The following is a 17,517-nucleotide window of genomic DNA, read 5'->3' as shown; positions in this document are numbered from 1 at the left end:
AGACTCCTTGACGTTTCGCGTTAACCGAACGTCAAGAACCATGAAGCAAACCTGAACCGACGGCGACCCGGCGTCCGCCACGGTCAGCGACTCGAAGGAAAGACCACGGGCCATGACGGAGCGGACGGGAGGATGCCTTTGCGGCGCGGTGCGGTTCTCTGCGACCACGCTGGGAGACTTCGGCGTCTGTCATTGCGAGCAATGCCGCCGCTGGGCGGGATCGGCGCTGTTCGCGGTCACGGCCCCGGTCGCCGGCATGACCATCGAGGGGGCGGAGAGCATCCGCCGCTTCCGGTCCTCGGCCTGGGCCAGCCGCGAATTCTGCGGCGCCTGCGGTTCGGTGCTCTGGTATCGTCATGACAAGGGAGTCGACGGCGCGGGCGATTACGAGCTGTGCATCGGCCTGCTGGACGATGCCGACGGGTTCGAGCTGACGCGCGAGATCTTCATCGACCAGAAGCCCGACTGCTGGGCGCTGGCCGGAGAGCACAAGACACTGACACGGGCCGAGACGCTGACCAAGTACGGCGTCGAGGTCGACGGGGCCTGAGCGCCCCACATCGAATTGTCCCGGCCCCCCTGGGCCGGACCCGAGGAACCCCGGCCGCGACGGACGCGGCCCCGCATGGAGGTGCAATGCCATGACCACATATGATGAAGCCTGGGCCGCGGCCGAAGTCGCCAAGCGCAAGTGGATGGAAGAGAACGGCATGTTCCGCGAGGAGGACGAGCATTCGTCCTGCGGCGTCGGCCTGGTCGTGTCCATCGACGGCCGTCCGTCGCGCAGGGTCGTCGAGGCGGGCATCACCGCGCTGAAGGCGATCTGGCACCGGGGCGCCGTCGACGCGGACGGCAAGACCGGCGACGGCGCGGGCATCCACGTGCAGATCCCGGTGGCGTTCTTCTACGACCAGATCGACCGCACCGGCCACACGCCGCGCAAGAACGAGCTGATGGCGGTTGGCCAGGTGTTCCTGCCCCGCACCAACTTCAACGCGCAGGAGACCTGCCGGACCATCGTGGAGACCGAGGTCCTGCGCATGGGTCACTACATCTACGGCTGGCGTCACGTTCCGGTCAGCGTCGACTGCCTCGGCGAAAAGGCCAACGCGACGCGCCCGGAGATCGAGCAGATCCTGATCTCCAACGCCAAGGGCGTGGACGAGGAGACCTTCGAGCGCGAGCTCTACGTGATCCGGCGCCGCATCGAGAAGGCCGCGCTGGCGGCGGGCATCAACGAGCTCTACATCGCCTCGCTGTCCTGCCGGTCGATCATCTACAAGGGCATGATGCTGGCCGAGCAGGTCGCGGATTTCTATCCCGACCTTCAGGACGAGCGGTTCGAATCGGCCTTTGCGATCTATCACCAGCGCTATTCCACCAACACCTTCCCGCAGTGGTGGCTGGCGCAGCCGTTCCGCATGCTGGCCCACAACGGCGAGATCAACACGCTGAAGGGCAACCTGAACTGGATGAAGAGCCACGAGATCCGCATGGCGTCGTCCACCTTCGGGGACATGGCCGAGGACATCAAGCCGATCATCGCCAACGGCGCGAGCGACAGCGCCGCGCTGGACGCGGTGTTCGAGGTGCTGGTGCGCGCCGGGCGCAACGCGCCGATGGCCAAGACCATGCTGATCCCCGAAGCCTGGTCCAAGCAGGCGGTGGAACTGCCGCAGGCCTGGCTGGACATGTATTCCTACGTCAACTCGGTGATGGAGCCCTGGGACGGCCCCGCCGCGCTGGCGATGACCGACGGGCGCTGGGTCTGCGGCGGTCTCGACCGCAACGGGTTGCGTCCGATGCGCTATGTCGTCACCGGCGACGGGCTGCTCATCGCGGGCTCCGAGGCGGGCATGGTGCCGGTCGACGAGGGGTCCGTCCGCGAGAAGGGCGCGCTCGGCCCGGGCCAGCTGATCGCCGTCGACATGGAAGAGGGCAAGCTCTACCACGACACCAAGATCAAGGACCGTCTCGCCGCCAGCCAGCCGTTCGGCGAGTGGGTCGGCAAGATCGTCGATCTCGACCAGTCGCTGGGCAAGGTGACGGAAAAGCCGCTGTTCACCGGCGCGGAGCTGCGCAAGCGCCAGATTGCCGCCGGTTACACGATGGAAGAGCTGGAGCAGGTGCTGTCCCCGATGGCGGAGGACGCCAAGGAGGCGCTGGCCTCGATGGGCGACGACACGCCGTCGGCGGTGCTGTCCAAGAAGTACCGCCCGCTGAGCCATTTCTTCCGGCAGAACTTCAGCCAGGTGACCAACCCTCCGATCGACTCGCTGCGGGAATTCCGGGTGATGTCGCTGAAGACGCGGTTCGGCAACCTCAAGAACGTGCTGGACGAAAGCTCGTCGCAGACCGAGATCCTGGTGCTGGACAGCCCCTTCGTGGGCAACGCCCAGTTCGACGAGCTGAAGGCGCATTTCAATGCCGGCCTGATCGAGATCGACTGCACCTTCCCGGCGGGCGCCGGTGAGGGCGCGCTGCGCGAGGGACTCGCCCGGATCCGGGCCGAGGCCGAGGATGCCGTGCGTTCGGGCGGCGGTCACATCGTGCTGACCGACCAGACGCAGGACGAGGGCCGCGTCGCGATGCCGATGATCCTCGCGACGAGCGCGGTGCATTCCTGGCTGACCAAGAAGGGCCTGCGGACCTTCTGTTCGCTCGGCGTGCGGTCGGCGGAATGCGTCGATCCGCATTACTTTGCCGTGCTGGTGGGCTGCGGTGCGACCATCGTGAACCCCTACCTCGCCGAGGATTCGCTGGCCGACCGGATCGAGAAGGGCCTGCTGGACGGTTCCCTGACCGACAACGTCGCGCGTTACCGCGAGGCGATCGACCAGGGGCTGCTCAAGATCATGTCCAAGATGGGGATCTCGGTGATTTCCTCGTACCGGGGCGGTCTGAACTTCGAGGCGGTGGGCCTGTCCCGCGCCATGTGCGCCGAGTACTTCCCCGGCATGCTGAGCCGCATCTCGGGGATCGGGGTGCACGGCATCCAGCAGAAGGCCGAGGAAATCCACGCGCTCGGCTGGAGGGGCGGACGCGACGTGCTGCCGATCGGCGGCTTCTACAAGGCCCGCAAGTCCGGCGAGACCCACGCCTGGGGCGCGCAGTCCATGCACCTGCTGCAGGCCGCCTGCAACAAGGCCAGCTACGAGCTGTGGAAGACCTATTCCAAGGCGATGCGGGCCAACCCGCCGATCCACCTGCGCGACCTGCTCGACATCAAGCCGCTGGGCAAGGCGATCAACATCGAGGAGGTGGAGAGCATCACCTCGATCCGCAAGCGCTTCGTGACGCCGGGCATGTCGCTGGGGGCGCTGTCGCCCGAGGCGCACAAGACGCTGAACGTCGCGATGAACCGCATCGGCGCCAAGTCCGACAGCGGCGAGGGCGGCGAGGACCCGGCACATTTCGTGCCGGAGCCGAACGGCGACAACCCCAGCGCGAAGGTCAAACAGGTGGCCTCCGGACGGTTCGGCGTCACGGCGGAATACCTCAACCATTGCGAGGAACTGGAGATCAAGGTCGCGCAGGGTGCCAAGCCCGGCGAGGGCGGCCAGCTTCCCGGCATGAAGGTGACCAAGCTCATCGCCCGCCTGCGGCATTCGACCGAGGGCGTGACGCTGATCTCGCCGCCGCCGCACCACGACATCTACTCGATCGAGGACCTCGCGCAGCTGATCTATGACCTGAAGCAGATCAACCCGCGCGCCAAGGTGACGGTCAAGCTGGTGGCGTCCAGCGGCGTCGGCACCATCGCGGCCGGCGTTGCCAAGGCCAAGGCCGACATCATCCTGATCTCGGGTCACAACGGCGGTACGGGCGCGTCGCCCGGCACCTCGATCAAGTATGCCGGTCTTCCGTGGGAGATGGGCCTGACCGAGGCGCATCAGGTTCTTGCCATGAACAAGCTGCGCGACCGCGTGACGCTGCGCACCGACGGCGGGCTGCGCACCGGGCGCGACATCGTGATGGCGGCCATGCTCGGGGCCGAGGAATACGGCATCGGCACCGCGGCGCTGATCGCGATGGGCTGCATCATGGTGCGTCAGTGCCAGTCCAACACCTGCCCGGTGGGGGTCTGCACCCAGGACGACGACCTGCGCCGCAAGTTCACCGGCAACGCCGACAAGGTGGTGAACCTCATCACCTTCTACGCGACCGAAGTGCGGGAGATCCTCGCCTCCATCGGGGCGCGCAGCCTCGACGAGGTGATCGGCCGCGCCGATCTGCTGAGCCAGGTCAGCCGGGGTGCAGAGCATCTGGACGACCTCGACCTCAACCCGCTGCTGATCCGCGTGGATGGGGCCGACGACATCGTCTATGACCGCAACAAGCCGCGCAACGTGGTGCCCGATACGCTGGACAGCGAGATCGTGCGCGACGGCAGCCGGTTCCTGCAGGACGGCGAGAAGATGCAGCTTTCCTACGCGGTGCAGAACACGCACCGCACGGTGGGCACGCGGACGTCGAGCCATATCGTCAGCAAGTTCGGGATGCGCAACGCGCTGCAGCCCGACCACCTGCACGTCAAGCTGACCGGCTCGGCGGGGCAGTCGCTGGGGGCGTTCGCCGCGCCGGGCCTCAAGATCGAGGTGTCGGGCGATGCCAACGACTATGTCGGCAAGGGCCTGTCCGGGGGCATGATCGTGGTGCGTCCGCCGATGATGTCGCCGCTCAAGGCCGAGGAGAACACCATCATCGGCAACACCGTGCTCTATGGTGCGACCGACGGACATCTCTTTGCCGCGGGCCGGGCGGGCGAGCGGTTCGCCGTGCGCAACTCGGGCGCCAAGGTGGTGGTCGAGGGCTGCGGCAGCAACGGCTGCGAGTACATGACCGGCGGCGTGGCGGTGATCCTCGGACCCATCGGCGCGAACTTCGGCGCGGGCATGACCGGCGGCATGGCCTATCTCTACGATCCCGAGGGCCTGGCCCCCGAGATGATGAACATGGAGAGCCTCGTCACCTGCCCGGTCACCGTCGACGCCTGGGAGGCCGAGCTGAAGGGCCTGATCGAGCGCCACGTGGCCGAGACCAACAGCCGCAAGGGTCAGGACATCCTGCAGCACTGGGACCTCGAAAAGGGTCACTTCCTGCAGGTCTGCCCGACCGAGATGCTGAACAAGATCGCCCATCCGCTGGGCATCGAGCGCGACGTGGCGGTGCCTGCGGAGTAAATCCGCCTTCGCAAGACAGGAAGGACCCCCGGCCGATCCGGTCCGGGGGTCCTTTCATGTCCGGAGGGGCGATAAAAGCGCAACAGTCAGCCCGGCGCGGTGCCGCCAAATATATGATCGATGGACGGATCATGCCGGCCGGGCCTGGAAATCGGTCACGTTTTCCTGAACCTGGTACAATAATGATCAAAAATATCATGGCACTGGCCTGTGCCGCGCTTCTGGCGGGACCGGCCTTCGCATCGACGCAGCTTCTCACCAACGGCGGTTTCGAAACCGGTGACTTCACCGGCTGGACCGCATCCACCTTTGCCGGGAGCAGCGGCACGATCGTTGCTACCGACGCTGCGGTCTCGCCCGTTTCGGCACAGTCCGTCGCCGGCGCGACGGAGGGAACCTATCACGTGCTGACCGGGCAGTCCGGTCCGGGAGCCTATGCGGTGTCGCAGGACTTTCTGGCGCCTGTGGATGCCACCAGCCTCCTGCTGTCGTTCGACTTCTTCTCGGCCAGCACGGCGGGGCTGTTCGACGGCGGACTGGATCCCTTCTGCTGCGGAAGCACGCAGAACGCCCGCGTGGACGTCCTGTCCTTCGGCTCCGACGTGTTCAGCAATGCGGGAGTCGTCCACAGCATCGTGGCGCCGGTCATCACCGGCAACTTCGGCACGCCCTATCAGTCCTATGCGCTCGACCTGCTGCCGTTCCTGAGCGCGGGTAGCAATTACACGCTGCGGTTCGCCCAGGCCGACAACGGCGGGATCATGACGATGGGTGTCGACAACGTGTCGCTGGTCGCCGAGACCTCGGCCGTGCCGGTGCCCGCCTCCGGCCTGCTTCTGGTCGGCGCGGTCGGCGGCATCGCGGCGCTGCGGCGTCGCAAGCGTCAGGCGGCCTGAGCGCCGGTCTCGACCGGGTCCGGTTCGGCTGTGTCCGGCGGACCCCGCACCATTCGGGAAGGGGCGGCCGGTCGGGCCGCCCCTTTCCTGTTTCGGGTGGCCGGGGCGGTGCGCCGGGCGCCGGATGACGCGCGGGAATGGGATGCTTTCCCCGGCGCGGATAGATGTGTAATCCTGCGGCGATGGCACGGGCAGTGAAACAGACCGCGAAGAAGGCAGCGAAAGGCGAGGCGCGCAGGCCGGTGCGCCCGCTGCGCTGGCTGCTGCGGCTCGCGTTTCGTTCCGCGCTGGTGATTGCGGCGCTGCTGGTCTTCGTCGTCTTCGCCTACCGGGTGATCGACCCGCCCGTCACCTGGTACATGTGGGCCGAGGGGCAGCGGCTCGGGGCGCGGGTAGAGCACGAGTGGGTCGACGCGGAGGACGTGGCGCCGGTGATGCTGCGCTCGGTCGTGGCGGCGGAGGATGCGAATTTCTGCAACCACTGGGGCTTCGACATGGTGGCGATCCGCAAGGCCATCGAGGAGGGCGGCAACCGGGGCGCCTCGACCATCAGCCAGCAGGTGGTGAAGAACGCCTATCTCTGGCAGGGGCGGAACTGGACCCGCAAGGCGCTGGAGGCGCTGATCACCCCTCTGGTCGAGGCGATCTGGAGCAAGCGGCGCATCCTGGAGGTCTATCTCAACGTGGCGGAGTTCGACGAGGGCGTGTTCGGGGTCGACGCGGCGGCGCGGCATTACTTCGGCGTCGCGCCCGCCGATCTGAGCGCCACCCAGGCCGCACGGCTGGCGGCGATCCTCCCCGACCCCAAGGACCGCTCGGCCTCGCGCCCGTCGAACTACGTGACGCGGCGGGCCGGGGCGATCCGGGACGGCGCGGCGACCATCGCGCGGGACGGCCGGGCGGCCTGTTTCGAGGGCGGCTGAGCCGGCCCGCCCCGGCCCGGATGCGCGATGCGGCGCCGCGTTTCACCGCGCGAGGTTGAATCGTCCGGGGTTTCGCGGCAAACAGGCGGTCAGGTTTCCTTCACTCTTCCGGATGTGTTCCCCATCATGGCCAAGCTCTATCACGTGCCGCTGTCGCCCTTCTGCCGCAAGGTCCGGCTCAGCCTGGCCGAGAAGAAGATCGAATGCGAACTGGTCGAGGAGCGCTACTGGGAGAAGGACCCGGATTTCCTGCGGCGCAACCCCGCCGCCAAGGTCCCGGTGCTGCGGATCGACGGCAAGGTCATGGCCGAGAGCGCGGCGATCTGCGAATGGATCGAGGAGAAGTACCCCGAGCCGCCGCTGATGCCGCGTTCGGCCGATGCGCGCTACGAGGTGCGGCGGCTGATCGGCTGGTTCGACGACAAGTTCCACAACGAGGTGACGTCGAAGCTGCTCTACGAGCGGGTGAACAAGAAGATCATGAAGGCCGGGTTCCCGGATTCCGGCAACGTGAAGTCGGGGGCGAAGGCGGTGAAGTACCACCTCGACTACATGGCCTGGCTGCTGGATCACCGGCGCTGGCTGGCGGGGGACGTGATGACGCTGGCGGATTTCGCCGCCGCCGCGCATCTGTCGTCGCTGGACTATATCTCGGACGTGGACTGGAACCGATCGGCGGTGGTCAAGGACTGGTATGCGAAGATCAAGTCGCGCCCGGCCTTCCGGTCGATCCTGGCGGACCAGATCCCGGGGTTCCCGCCGCCGGCGCATTATGCCGACCTGGATTTCTGACACCGCCGCCGGAGCGGGGGCCTGCCCCCGCACCCCCGGGATATTTGCAAACCGGAGACGGGGAGGGCGCGGCGCGTGGGCCTGACGGAGCGCCTGAAGCGGGAAGCGGAGGCGGTCGGGTTCTCGGCCTGCCGGGTGTGCCGTCCGGGCGACGTGCCCGAGGCGGCGGGGCGGCTGGCGGCCTTTCTCGACGCGGGGTTTCACGGGCAGATGGGCTGGATGGCCGAGCGCAGCGGCTGGCGCGGCGATCCGGCGGCGCTCTGGCCCGAGGCGCGCTCGGTCGTGATGCTGGCGGAGAACTACGGGCCGGGGCATGACCCGCTGGCGGTGCTGGAGCAGCGCGACCGGGCGGCGATTTCGGTCTATGCGCAGCACCGCGACTACCACGACGTGGTGAAGAAGCGGCTGAAGCGGCTGGGGCGCTGGCTGATCGACGCCGGGCGGGCGGAGGACCCCGGCCGGGCGCCGGAGATCAAGGTCTTCGTGGACACGGCGCCGGTGATGGAAAAGCCGCTGGGCCAGGCGGCGGGGCTGGGCTGGCAGGGCAAGCACACCAACCTGGTGAGCCGCGAGCTGGGCTCGTGGTTCTTTCTCGGCTGCATCTTCACCACGCTGGAGCTGGACCCGGACGGGGCGGAGCGGGATCATTGCGGGTCGTGCCGGGCCTGTCTCGACATCTGTCCGACCGGGGCCTTTCCCGCGCCCTACCGGCTGGATGCGCGGCGCTGCATCTCCTACCTGACGATCGAGCATCACGGCCCCGTGGCGCCGGAGCTGCGCGAAAAGCTCGGCAACCGGATCTACGGCTGCGACGACTGCCTTGCGGCCTGTCCCTGGAACAAGTTCGCGCGCCGCGCCTCGGAGGTGAAGTACCATGCCCGCGCCGATCTGGCGGCGCCGGAGCTGGCCGGGCTGGCGGCGCTGGACGATGCCGGGTTCCGGGCGCGGTTCTCGGGGTCGCCGATCAAGCGCATCGGGCGCGACCGGTTCGTGCGCAATGTCGCCTATGCCATCGGCAATTCCGGCGATGCGTCGCTGCTGGGGGTGGTTCGGGACCTCACGGGGGATGCCGACGAAACAGTCGCAGAAGCCGCACGCTGGGCCGCGACGCGGCTTCTGTCCTGACAGGGAAGGCACCGGCAGCTGTGAGGCCACCGGCGCCCCGAGGTTCGTGCCTTGGTCTTTTCGGAGGGAAACCCTCACGATCATCACCTAAGCCCGCCGGGCCGATTTTGCAACCGCCATGACGGACCGTTCACGCAGGCGGGATGTGCGCGTAACAGGCTTTGCAAATCGGCCGGGCGGGCCCATCTTGCACAGGGAACAGTCTGGAGGGAAATCATGGCGACTTACGAACGCAGACCCGAGGTCGTTTCGGCGCTGACCGCCGAACAGTACCGGGTGACCCAGGAAAACGGCACCGAGCGTCCCGGCAGCGGCGCCTATCTCGACAACAAGGCGCCGGGCATCTACGTGGACGTGGTATCGGGCGAGCCGCTGTTCGCCTCGGCCGACAAGTACGAGAGCGGCTGCGGCTGGCCGAGCTTCACCAAGCCGATCGAGCCCGCCCACGTGACCGAGCTGCGCGACATCTCGCACGGGATGATCCGCACCGAGGTCCGCTCGGCGCACGGCGACAGCCATCTCGGGCATGTCTTTCCCGACGGGCCGGCGGATCGCGGCGGGCTGCGCTACTGCATCAACTCCGCCTCGCTGCGCTTCGTGCATCGCGACGACATGGAGGCCGAGGGATACGGCGCCTATCTCGACCAGGTGGAGGATGTGGCATGAGCGCGCGCGCGGTTCTGGCGGGTGGCTGTTTCTGGGGGATGCAGGATCTGATCCGCAAGCTTCCGGGGGTGGAGCGCACCCGCGTCGGCTATACGGGCGGCGACGTGGCGCATGCCACCTACCGCAACCACGGCACCCATGCCGAGGGCATCGAGATCCTCTACGACCCGGAGCGGATCAGCTACCGCGACCTTCTGGAGGTGTTCTTTCAGATCCACGATCCGACCACGCCGAACCGGCAGGGCAATGACGTGGGCATGAGCTACCGTTCGGCGATCTACCATCTGGACGAAGATCAGAAGCGGGTGGCCGAGGAGACGATCGCGGATGTGAACGCCTCGGGTCTCTGGCCCGGTCCCGTCGTGACCGAGGTCGAACCGGCGGGCGATTTCTGGGAGGCCGAGCCCGAGCATCAGGATTACCTGGAGCGGTTCCCGGCGGGCTACACCTGCCATTTCCCGCGCAAGCACTGGGTTCTGCCCCGGCGCGACGCGGCGGAATAGTCCCTGCCCCCGCGCGATGCGAACGGCGCCTCCTGACCGGGGGCGCCGTTTTATCTTGTGCCGTTGCGATGCCGCGTTACCCTTCATGCGGGTATCGGCGGGAGAGATCACATGCGGATTCGACTGATTTGCGCCGGGCTGGCGCTTGCCGGGGGGCCGGCGTTGGCGCTGGAGCCGTCCTTTGATTGCACGCGGGCGGAAAGCGGTGCGGAGGAGGCGGTCTGTGCCTCGGATGCGCTGGCCTCGCTGGATCTGGAGCTGGCGCGGCTCTACGAGCTGGCCGCCGGGGGGCCGCACATGACGGCCGAGGTGCTGGCGGAGCTGAAGGCCACGCAGCGCGGCTGGATCAAGGGGCGCGACGATTGCTGGAAGGCCGATGACGGGATCGAGGCCTGCGTCGCGCGGGACTATGCGCTGCGCATCGCGGAGCTGCGCACGGGCCATGCGGATGCGCGCGCGGGCGAGGGGGCGTCGACCGGGCCGGTGGCGATCCTCTGCGAGGGGTTCGAGGACGGCATCAGCGCGACCTTCGTCAACACCGCGGCGCCGATGGTCGCGCTGATCTGGGGGACGGACGCGGTGGCGGTGCCGCAGGTGGAGGCCGCCTCGGGGGCGAAATACGCGGGCAGCGGCGGCTACCTCGGGGAGGTGACGTTCTGGAGCCACGGCGACGAGGCGACGCTGTCGATCGGGGGCGCGCCGGAGATGGTGTGCCGGCAGGAAGAGATCGGCTGAGGAGGGCGGTGCCATGGGGTTTGCGGAGTCGGTCCGGACCTGTTTCCGCAGGTATGCGACCTTTTCGGGGCGCGCCTCCCGGTCGGAGTTCTGGTGGTGGGTGCTGTTCGTGGTGGGCATGTCCGTCGTGCTGGGGCTGGCCGACCGGATGCTGTTCGGCGCCGATCCCGTGACCGGGCGCGCGCCGCGGCGGCTGTCGGGGGTGTTCAACCTGCTGGTGCTGCTGCCCTGGCTGGCGGTGGCGTTCCGGCGGATGCACGACAGCGGGCGGCCGGGGTGGTACTACTTTGCGCCGCTGCTGGTGTCGGTCGGGCTGATGTTCGTGCTGCTGAGCGGGATCGTGATCGCCACGGCGGCGGATGTAGATCCGACCGGCGTCAGCCTGCTGGTGGGCGGCGTGGGGGCGGCGGCGATCATGGTGATCCACCTGTGCATGGTGGTGCTGATGATCTGGTGGTTGACCCGGCCCTCCGATCCGGGAGAGAATCGGTACGGCCCGCCTCCGGTGCCGCGCTGACGAAGGAGACCCCCCGTGGAAACCCTGCCCGCCCTTGGCACCTGTCGCTGCGGCGCCACCCGGATCGAGGTGTCGGTCCCGCCGATCATGACGGCGGCCTGCCACTGCAGCGGCTGCCGCAAGATGGCGTCCAGCGCCTTTTCCCTGACCATGATGGTGCCCGTCGCGGGGTTTCGCGTGGTCGAGGGGGCGCCGGTGCTCGGCGGGATCAAGGGGCCGCAGCTCGACCATTTCTGCTGCCCGGACTGCCTGAGCTGGATGTTCACGCGGATCGCGGGGATCGACGCCTTTCTCAACGTGCGCCCGGTGATGTTCGACGTGCCCGAATGGAGCGAGCCCTTCATCGAGACCATGTGCGCCGAGCGGCTGGACTGGGCCACCACCCCGGCGCGGCACAGCTATGACGGCTTCCCGGGAGAGGCCGATTTCCCCGCGCTGCTGGCCGAATATGCCGAACACGCGGCGCATTAGGACGCCGCTCTGACGCGACGTTCCGCGGGACAGGCGCACGGGGCCTTGGCAGGGTGCGCCCCGGACAGGGAGGCCCGCCAATGACATCGTATCCGCATCTGCTATCGCCCCTCGACCTCGGGTTCACGACGCTCGCGAACCGGGTGCTCATGGGGTCCATGCACACCAACCTCGAAGAGCGCGGCGACTGGAACCGGGTGGCGGAGTTCTACGCGGAGCGGGCGCGGGGCGGCGTCGGGCTGATGGTCACCGGCGGCATGGCACCCAACGCGGAGGGCGGGGTGTTTCCCGGCGCGGCGGGGCTGTTCACGCCGCAGGACATCGCCCATCACCGGCTGGTCACGGATCGGGTGCACGACGCGGGCGGCAGGATCGCCATGCAGATCCTGCACGCGGGGCGCTATGCCTACGGGCCGGACTGCGTGGCGCCCTCGGCGGTGAAATCGCCGATTTCGCCCTTTGCGCCCCGGGCGGTGGACGAGGCGGGGATCGAGAAGCAGATCGACGACATCGCCATCGCCGCCGTGCGGGCCCGCGAGGCCGGCTATGACGGGGTCGAGATCATGGGCTCGGAAGGGTATTTCCTGAACCAGTTCCTCGTCACCCACACCAACCGGCGCGAGGACCGCTGGGGTGGCAGCTACGAGAACCGGATGCGCCTGCCGGTGGAGGTCATGCGGCGGGTGCGCGCCGCCGTGGGGCGGGATTTCATCGTGATCTTCCGGCTGTCGATGATCGACCTCGTGCCGAACGGGTCGACCCATGACGAGGTGGTGCAACTGGCCCGCGCGATCGAGGCGGCGGGGGCCGACATCCTCAACACCGGCATCGGCTGGCACGAGGCGCGGGTGCCGACGATCGCCACCTCGGTGCCGCGGGCGGGCTTTGCCTGGGTCACGAAAAAGCTGATGGGCAAGGTGGGGATTCCGGTCATCACCTCGAACCGGATCAACACGCCGGAGGTGGCCGAGGGCCTGCTGGCCGGGGGCTGTGCCGACATGGTGAGCCTGGCGCGGCCGTTCCTGGCCGATCCGGAGTTCGTCAACAAGGCGCGGGCCGGGCGCCCGGACCTGATCGCGCCCTGCATCGCCTGCAATCAGGCCTGTCTCGACCACACCTTCGGCGGCAAGGTGTCGTCCTGTCTGGTCAACCCGCGCGCCGGCCACGAGACCGAGCTGGTGCCGGTCCCGACCGATGCGCCCAAGCGCGTGGCGGTGGTCGGGGCGGGGCCCGCCGGCCTGTCGACCGCGATCACGGCGGCGCAGCGCGGCCATGCGGTGACGCTGTTCGACCGCGCCGGGGAGATCGGCGGCCAGCTCAACATGGCGCGCCGGGTGCCGGGCAAGGAGGAGTTCCACGGCCTCGTCGACTGGTTCGCCGCGATGCTGGCCGAAACCGGCGTGACGCTGCGGCTGGGCGTCGAGGCGACGCCGGACGCGCTGGAGGGCTTCGACACGGTCGTGGTGGCGACCGGCGTCACGCCGCGCGATCCGGGCATTCCGGGGCAGGATCACCCGTCGGTGCTGAGCTATGTCGACGTGCTGCGCGACGGCGCGCCGGTCGGCGGTCGGGTGGCCATCGTCGGCGCCGGCGGCATCGGGTTCGACGTGGCGGAATTCCTCGTCACCGGCGAGTCTCCGACGCTGGACCTGCCCGAGTGGCTGCGGGAGTGGGGCGTCACCGACCCGGAGACCGCCCGTGCCGGTCTGGCCCCCGACGGGCCGCAGCCCGAACCGCCGGTGCGCGAGGTGGTGCTCCTGCAGCGCAAGGCCGAGAAGCCGGGCAAGCGGCTGGGCAAGACGACGGGCTGGATCCACCGCGCGGCGCTGCTGATGAAGGGCGTGCAGATGAAGGCCGGGGTCAATTACGAACGCATCGACGACGCCGGGCTGCACATCTCGTACGGGGCGGCGCGGGAGCGGCCCGAGGTCATCGCCTGCGATACGGTGGTGCTGTGTTCGGGCCAGGAAAGCGCGCGCGGCCTTGCCGATGCGCTGGGCGCGCGGGGCGTTGCCTGCCATGTCATCGGCGGCGCCGACGTGGCGGCCGAACTGGATGCCAAGCGGGCGATCGACCAGGGCGTGCGGCTGGCAGCGGGGCTGTAGCGCGCCCTTCGCAGAGGCGAGGCTTCGTGTTAGCCTTCCCCCGCAACGTGCATTTTGCGACTGGGGATTTCTGATGACGGATGGCGATACGCCACGGGCCGAACCGGGGTCCGTGCCCACGACCTACGAGCCCTTGCTCGAAAACGACCGGCGGACGAGCGATCTCACCCGCCGCGCCCGCGAGGCGGCGCAATCCGGGCCGATGGCCGGGCTGCTGGACGACTCGCTGGAGGGGATGCCGGGGGCGGGCGGCGGCGACGGGCCGCTGGTGCTGGATCAGCATTTCATCTCGACCGTCGCCTACACGCGGGATGTCTCCGGCAAGACGAGCTTTTTCTCGGCGCTGTTCAAGGGGGACGCGACCCACAAGCAGGTGGGGGTGATCCAGGAGGCCAAGTCCTTTACCGTCGTCAAGGTCGACGGGCGCGACGTGGAGATGGGCGTCGCGGTGCGGATGCAGGTCGAGGCGTCGAGTTTCGGCTCGAACGTGCAGGTGTCGATCCCCAACATCGCGGCGGAATCGCAGCTCAACCTGTCGCGGGCGGAAATGGAAATCAGCGTCCGGGGCTATGCGGCGCCGCTGGGGGATCTGCTGCCGGTGCCGAGCGCGGTCAACGTGACCAGCTACGGCGAATATCTCGACGCGTTCAACGCGATCCAGAAGCGGATCTTCTCGAAGGAGGGGCAGGCGGATTTCTCGCCCGTGGCGCTGGGCCTGCACAAGGCCGAGGCCGGGGGCTGAGCGCCTAGCGGCGGACCCCGTGCCGGACCGCGCGGCGCGCCGGCTATTCCCATCGCCGCGCTTGCCGTTTAGCGTCCGGCGCAAACCAACGGAGGATTCCATGAGCGACATCGACACCCGCCTCGCAGAACTCGGCCTGACCCTGCCCGACGCCCCGGCGCCCGCGGCGAATTACGTGCCCTTCGTACAGGTCGGCTCCACGCTTTACGTCTCGGGCCAGATCAGCAAGGACGAGGAGGGGCTGATCCTCGGCAAGCTGGGCGAGGACATGGAGGTCGAGGCCGGCGCCAGAGCGGCGCAGACCTGTGCGCTGGCACTGCTGGCGCAGGTGCGCGCGGCCTGCGGCGGCGATCTGTCCCGGCTGAAGCGGGTGGTGAAGCTGACCGGCTTCGTGAATTCCACCGGCGCCTTCGACGACCAGCCCAAGGTGATCAACGGCGCCTCGGATCTGCTGGTGGCGCTGCTGGGCGACAGGGGCCGCCACGCACGCTCCGCCGTATCGGCGGCCGCCCTGCCGCTGGGCGTCGCGGTCGAGATCGAAGGCATCTTCGAGCTCGCCTGATGGCCCCCCTGCCTCCCGTCTTCCTGGAGCGGCCCATCGCGCACCGTGCGCTGCACGACCGTGCGAAGGGCCGCCCGGAGAATTCCCGCGCGGCGGTGCGGGCCGCCGTGGCCGCGGGCTACGGCATCGAGATCGACCTGCAGCTTTCTTCGGACGGGGAGGCGATGGTGTTTCACGACTACGAGCTGTCCCGCCTGACCGGCGAGGAGGGCGCGCTGCGCCGGCGCAGCGCGGCGGATCTCGGGCGGATCGCGCTGCGCAACGGCGACGAGGGCATACCGACCCTGGCGGAGATCCTGGCCGAGGTCGCCGGGCGCGTTCCGCTGCTGATCGAGTTCAAGGACCAGGACGGCGCGATGGGCCGCAACGTCGGCACGCTGGAGGCGGCGGCGGTGGCGGCGCTTTCGGGCTACGCGGGGCCGGTGGCGCTGATGTCGTTCAACCCGCATTCCGTGGCGGCGCTGGCGGCGCGGGCGCCGCACCTGCCGCGCGGCCTGACCACCTGCGGCTACGCGGCCGAGGACTGGCCGACCCTGCCGCCCGCGATCCGCGACCGCCTGCGCGGCATCCCGGATTTCGAACGGACGGGCGCGGGGTTCATCAGCCACAACCGGCGCGATCTCGACAATCCGCGGGTGACGGCCCTGCGCGCCGCCGGGGTGCCGGTGCTGTGCTGGACGGTGCGCTCGCCCGATCAGGAGGCAGCGGCCCGCCGCGTCGCGCAGAATATCACCTTCGAGGGATACGCGGCTTGATCCCGGCGGGGAACGGGCCAGATATGTCCCGACAGGGACAGCATCCATGACCGACCAGAGCCCCGGCGACTCCATCGCCGTTTCCCTTCTCACCTCGCTCGACCAGATCGCCCCGCGCGACTGGGATGCCTGCGCCTGCCCGGAGACCGCGGACGGCGGCCGCCCCATGGATCCCTTCACCACCTGGCGGTTCCTGAAGGCGCTGGAGGAGTCGGGCTCGGTCGGGCGCGGCACCGGCTGGGAGCCGCGCTACATGACCGCCGAGCGCGGGGGCGAGATCGTCGCCGTGGCGCCGCTCTATGCCAAGAGCCACAGCCAGGGTGAGTACATCTTCGATCACTCCTGGGCTCATGCCTACGAGAACGCCGGCGGCGACTACTATCCCAAGCTGCAGATCGCTGTGCCCTTCACCCCCGCGACCGGGCGCCGGTTCCTGACCAGGCCCGGGCACGAGGCCGTGGGCATGTCGGCGCTGGTGCAGGGCGCGGTGCAGGTTGCGGCGAACAACGGGCTGTCGTCGTTGCACGCCACCTTCTGCACCGAGGCCGAAGCCATCGCGGGCGAGGAAATGGGGCTGATGCGCCGCGTCACCCAGCAATTCCATTGGGAGAATCACGGCTTTGCCGATTTCGAGGCCTTCCTCGCCTCGCTGTCGTCGCGCAAGCGCAAGAACATCCGCAAGGAACGGGCGCGGGCACAGGATTTCGGGGGCGAGATCCGCACCCTGACGGGAGACGCGATCGCGCCGCATCACTGGGATGCCTTCTGGCGCTTCTACCAGGACACGGGCGCGCGGAAATGGGGCTCTCCCTACCTGACGCGGGCCTTCTTCGACATCGCGCAGGAGAGCCTGCGCGACGACATCGCGCTGGTGCTCTGCGAGCGCGACGGCACGCCGGTGGCCGGGGCGCTGAACTTCATCGGACGCGAGGCGCTGTTCGGGCGCTACTGGGGTTGCATCGAAGATCATCCCTGCCTGCATTTCGAAGCGTGCTATTATCGGGCCATCGACTTTGCCATCGCTTCCGGGCTGGCTCGGGTCGAGGCGGGGGCGCAGGGCGAACACAAGCTCGCGCGCGGGTATCTGCCGAAACCGACCCACAGCCTGCACTGGATCGCCGACGCGGGTTTCGCCCGCGCGGTGAAGCGCTATCTGGTAGAGGAGCGGAACGCCGTCGGCGAGGAAATCGAGATCCTCACCGCCTACGGGCCGTTCCGCAAGGACCTGCGGGAGGAACAGGAATGACCGAAAAGCTGTCCGATACCGCCCGGACGACCATCCTGGCGCCGTTGCTCGACAACGGTTGGGAGATGGTCGCGGGGCGCGATGCCATCCACAAGACCTATGTCTTCGAGGATTTCTGCGAGGCCTTCGCCTGGATGACCCGGGCGGCGCTCTGGGCGGAGAAGTGGAACCATCACCCGGAATGGTCCAACGTCTACAAGACGGTCGAGGTCACGCTGTCGACGCATGACGTCGGCGGTCTGAGCTCGCTCGATGCGAAACTGGCGCGAAAGCTGGATTCGCTCTGAAGGTGGGGC

17 protein-coding genes are annotated in these 17,517 nt (G+C 68.5%); all 17 read left to right on the top strand.

What is annotated here, in order from left to right; genetic code table 11:
* Positions 1–148: 148 nt before the first annotated feature.
* The 17 genes from ACN0RJ_RS12930 to ACN0RJ_RS12850 all read left to right on the top strand — a co-directional run bounded on the left by ACN0RJ_RS12930 (position 149) and on the right by ACN0RJ_RS12850 (position 17,508).
* Positions 149–550 (top strand): GFA family protein, encoded by a 402-nt coding sequence (locus ACN0RJ_RS12930; protein ID WP_417724507.1) that lies wholly within the window; start codon positions 149–151, stop codon positions 548–550.
* A gap of 91 nt (positions 551–641) precedes the next feature.
* Positions 642–5,183 (top strand): glutamate synthase large subunit, encoded by a 4,542-nt coding sequence (gene gltB / locus ACN0RJ_RS12925; protein WP_417722451.1) that lies wholly within the window; start codon positions 642–644, stop codon positions 5,181–5,183.
* Positions 5,184–5,380: 197 nt separating this feature from the next.
* Positions 5,381–6,079: a VPLPA-CTERM sorting domain-containing protein gene (locus ACN0RJ_RS12920; RefSeq protein ID WP_417722452.1), complete on the top strand. Its 699-nt coding sequence runs from the start codon at positions 5,381–5,383 to the stop codon at positions 6,077–6,079.
* Positions 6,080–6,261: 182 nt separating this feature from the next.
* On the top strand, positions 6,262–7,002 hold the full coding sequence (gene mtgA, locus ACN0RJ_RS12915) for a monofunctional biosynthetic peptidoglycan transglycosylase (protein WP_417724506.1): 741 nt from the start codon (positions 6,262–6,264) through the stop codon (positions 7,000–7,002).
* A gap of 126 nt (positions 7,003–7,128) precedes the next feature.
* Positions 7,129–7,794, top strand: coding sequence for a glutathione S-transferase family protein (locus ACN0RJ_RS12910; protein ID WP_417722454.1), 666 nt, complete (start codon positions 7,129–7,131; stop codon positions 7,792–7,794).
* 75 nt (positions 7,795–7,869) lie between these two features.
* Positions 7,870–8,919 (top strand): tRNA epoxyqueuosine(34) reductase QueG, encoded by a 1,050-nt coding sequence (gene queG / locus ACN0RJ_RS12905; protein ID WP_417724505.1) that lies wholly within the window; start codon positions 7,870–7,872, stop codon positions 8,917–8,919.
* A gap of 216 nt (positions 8,920–9,135) precedes the next feature.
* Positions 9,136–9,585 (top strand): peptide-methionine (R)-S-oxide reductase MsrB, encoded by a 450-nt coding sequence (gene msrB, locus ACN0RJ_RS12900; protein WP_417722456.1) that lies wholly within the window; start codon positions 9,136–9,138, stop codon positions 9,583–9,585.
* Positions 9,582–10,088: a peptide-methionine (S)-S-oxide reductase MsrA gene (gene msrA / locus ACN0RJ_RS12895; RefSeq protein WP_417722457.1), complete on the top strand. Its 507-nt coding sequence runs from the start codon at positions 9,582–9,584 to the stop codon at positions 10,086–10,088. The genes msrB and msrA overlap by 4 nt, the downstream gene beginning before the upstream one ends.
* A gap of 111 nt (positions 10,089–10,199) precedes the next feature.
* The gene (locus ACN0RJ_RS12890; protein ID WP_417722458.1) at positions 10,200–10,823 is read left to right on the top strand and encodes an MliC family protein; all 624 of its coding nucleotides are present in this window, start codon (positions 10,200–10,202) and stop codon (positions 10,821–10,823) included.
* A gap of 13 nt (positions 10,824–10,836) precedes the next feature.
* Positions 10,837–11,340 (top strand): DUF805 domain-containing protein, encoded by a 504-nt coding sequence (locus ACN0RJ_RS12885; RefSeq protein ID WP_417724504.1) that lies wholly within the window; start codon positions 10,837–10,839, stop codon positions 11,338–11,340.
* 15 nt (positions 11,341–11,355) lie between these two features.
* On the top strand, positions 11,356–11,811 hold the full coding sequence (locus ACN0RJ_RS12880; RefSeq protein WP_417724503.1) for a GFA family protein: 456 nt from the start codon (positions 11,356–11,358) through the stop codon (positions 11,809–11,811).
* An 80-nt stretch (positions 11,812–11,891) separates the two neighbouring features.
* A complete protein-coding gene (locus ACN0RJ_RS12875) occupies positions 11,892–13,916 on the top strand; it encodes an FAD-dependent oxidoreductase (protein ID WP_417724502.1) in 2,025 nt (674 codons plus the stop codon).
* A 73-nt stretch (positions 13,917–13,989) separates the two neighbouring features.
* Positions 13,990–14,658, top strand: coding sequence for a hypothetical protein (locus tag ACN0RJ_RS12870; RefSeq protein WP_417724501.1), 669 nt, complete (start codon positions 13,990–13,992; stop codon positions 14,656–14,658).
* A gap of 100 nt (positions 14,659–14,758) precedes the next feature.
* On the top strand, positions 14,759–15,220 hold the full coding sequence (locus ACN0RJ_RS12865; RefSeq protein ID WP_417722463.1) for a RidA family protein: 462 nt from the start codon (positions 14,759–14,761) through the stop codon (positions 15,218–15,220).
* Entirely contained in the window at positions 15,220–15,975 is a 756-nt protein-coding gene (locus ACN0RJ_RS12860; protein WP_417724500.1) for a glycerophosphodiester phosphodiesterase family protein, read from the top strand. The genes ACN0RJ_RS12865 and ACN0RJ_RS12860 overlap by 1 nt, the downstream gene beginning before the upstream one ends.
* A 46-nt stretch (positions 15,976–16,021) precedes the next feature.
* The gene (locus tag ACN0RJ_RS12855; protein ID WP_417724499.1) at positions 16,022–17,221 is read left to right on the top strand and encodes a GNAT family N-acetyltransferase; all 1,200 of its coding nucleotides are present in this window, start codon (positions 16,022–16,024) and stop codon (positions 17,219–17,221) included.
* Positions 17,218–17,508, top strand: coding sequence for a 4a-hydroxytetrahydrobiopterin dehydratase (locus ACN0RJ_RS12850; protein WP_417722466.1), 291 nt, complete (start codon positions 17,218–17,220; stop codon positions 17,506–17,508). Before ACN0RJ_RS12855 ends, ACN0RJ_RS12850 begins: the two co-directional genes overlap by 4 nt.
* The last annotated feature ends 9 nt before the right edge of the window (positions 17,509–17,517 follow it).

This window comes from Salipiger sp., from assembly GCF_048261495.1.
In the GTDB taxonomy this organism is placed as follows: Bacteria; Pseudomonadota; Alphaproteobacteria; order Rhodobacterales; family Rhodobacteraceae; genus Salipiger.
This window is presented reverse-complemented; position numbering and strand designations above follow the sequence as displayed.

What these genes read in the sequence shown, in the direction of transcription:
- msrB (WP_417722456.1), top strand. Translation starts at nt 9,136, where the DNA reads ATGGCGACTTACGAACGCAGACCCGAGGTCGTTTCGGCGCTGACCGCC.
- ACN0RJ_RS12865 (WP_417722463.1), top strand. Translation starts at nt 14,759, where the DNA reads ATGAGCGACATCGACACCCGCCTCGCAGAACTCGGCCTGACCCTGCCC.
- ACN0RJ_RS12855 (WP_417724499.1), top strand. Translation starts at nt 16,022, where the DNA reads ATGACCGACCAGAGCCCCGGCGACTCCATCGCCGTTTCCCTTCTCACC.
- msrA (WP_417722457.1), top strand. Translation starts at nt 9,582, where the DNA reads ATGAGCGCGCGCGCGGTTCTGGCGGGTGGCTGTTTCTGGGGGATGCAG.
- ACN0RJ_RS12850 (WP_417722466.1), top strand. Translation starts at nt 17,218, where the DNA reads ATGACCGAAAAGCTGTCCGATACCGCCCGGACGACCATCCTGGCGCCG.
- ACN0RJ_RS12875 (WP_417724502.1), top strand. Translation starts at nt 11,892, where the DNA reads ATGACATCGTATCCGCATCTGCTATCGCCCCTCGACCTCGGGTTCACG.
- ACN0RJ_RS12885 (WP_417724504.1), top strand. Translation starts at nt 10,837, where the DNA reads ATGGGGTTTGCGGAGTCGGTCCGGACCTGTTTCCGCAGGTATGCGACC.
- gltB (WP_417722451.1), top strand. Translation starts at nt 642, where the DNA reads ATGACCACATATGATGAAGCCTGGGCCGCGGCCGAAGTCGCCAAGCGC.
- ACN0RJ_RS12890 (WP_417722458.1), top strand. Translation starts at nt 10,200, where the DNA reads ATGCGGATTCGACTGATTTGCGCCGGGCTGGCGCTTGCCGGGGGGCCG.
- ACN0RJ_RS12870 (WP_417724501.1), top strand. Translation starts at nt 13,990, where the DNA reads ATGACGGATGGCGATACGCCACGGGCCGAACCGGGGTCCGTGCCCACG.
- ACN0RJ_RS12860 (WP_417724500.1), top strand. Translation starts at nt 15,220, where the DNA reads ATGGCCCCCCTGCCTCCCGTCTTCCTGGAGCGGCCCATCGCGCACCGT.
- mtgA (WP_417724506.1), top strand. Translation starts at nt 6,262, where the DNA reads ATGGCACGGGCAGTGAAACAGACCGCGAAGAAGGCAGCGAAAGGCGAG.
- ACN0RJ_RS12910 (WP_417722454.1), top strand. Translation starts at nt 7,129, where the DNA reads ATGGCCAAGCTCTATCACGTGCCGCTGTCGCCCTTCTGCCGCAAGGTC.
- ACN0RJ_RS12920 (WP_417722452.1), top strand. Translation starts at nt 5,381, where the DNA reads ATGGCACTGGCCTGTGCCGCGCTTCTGGCGGGACCGGCCTTCGCATCG.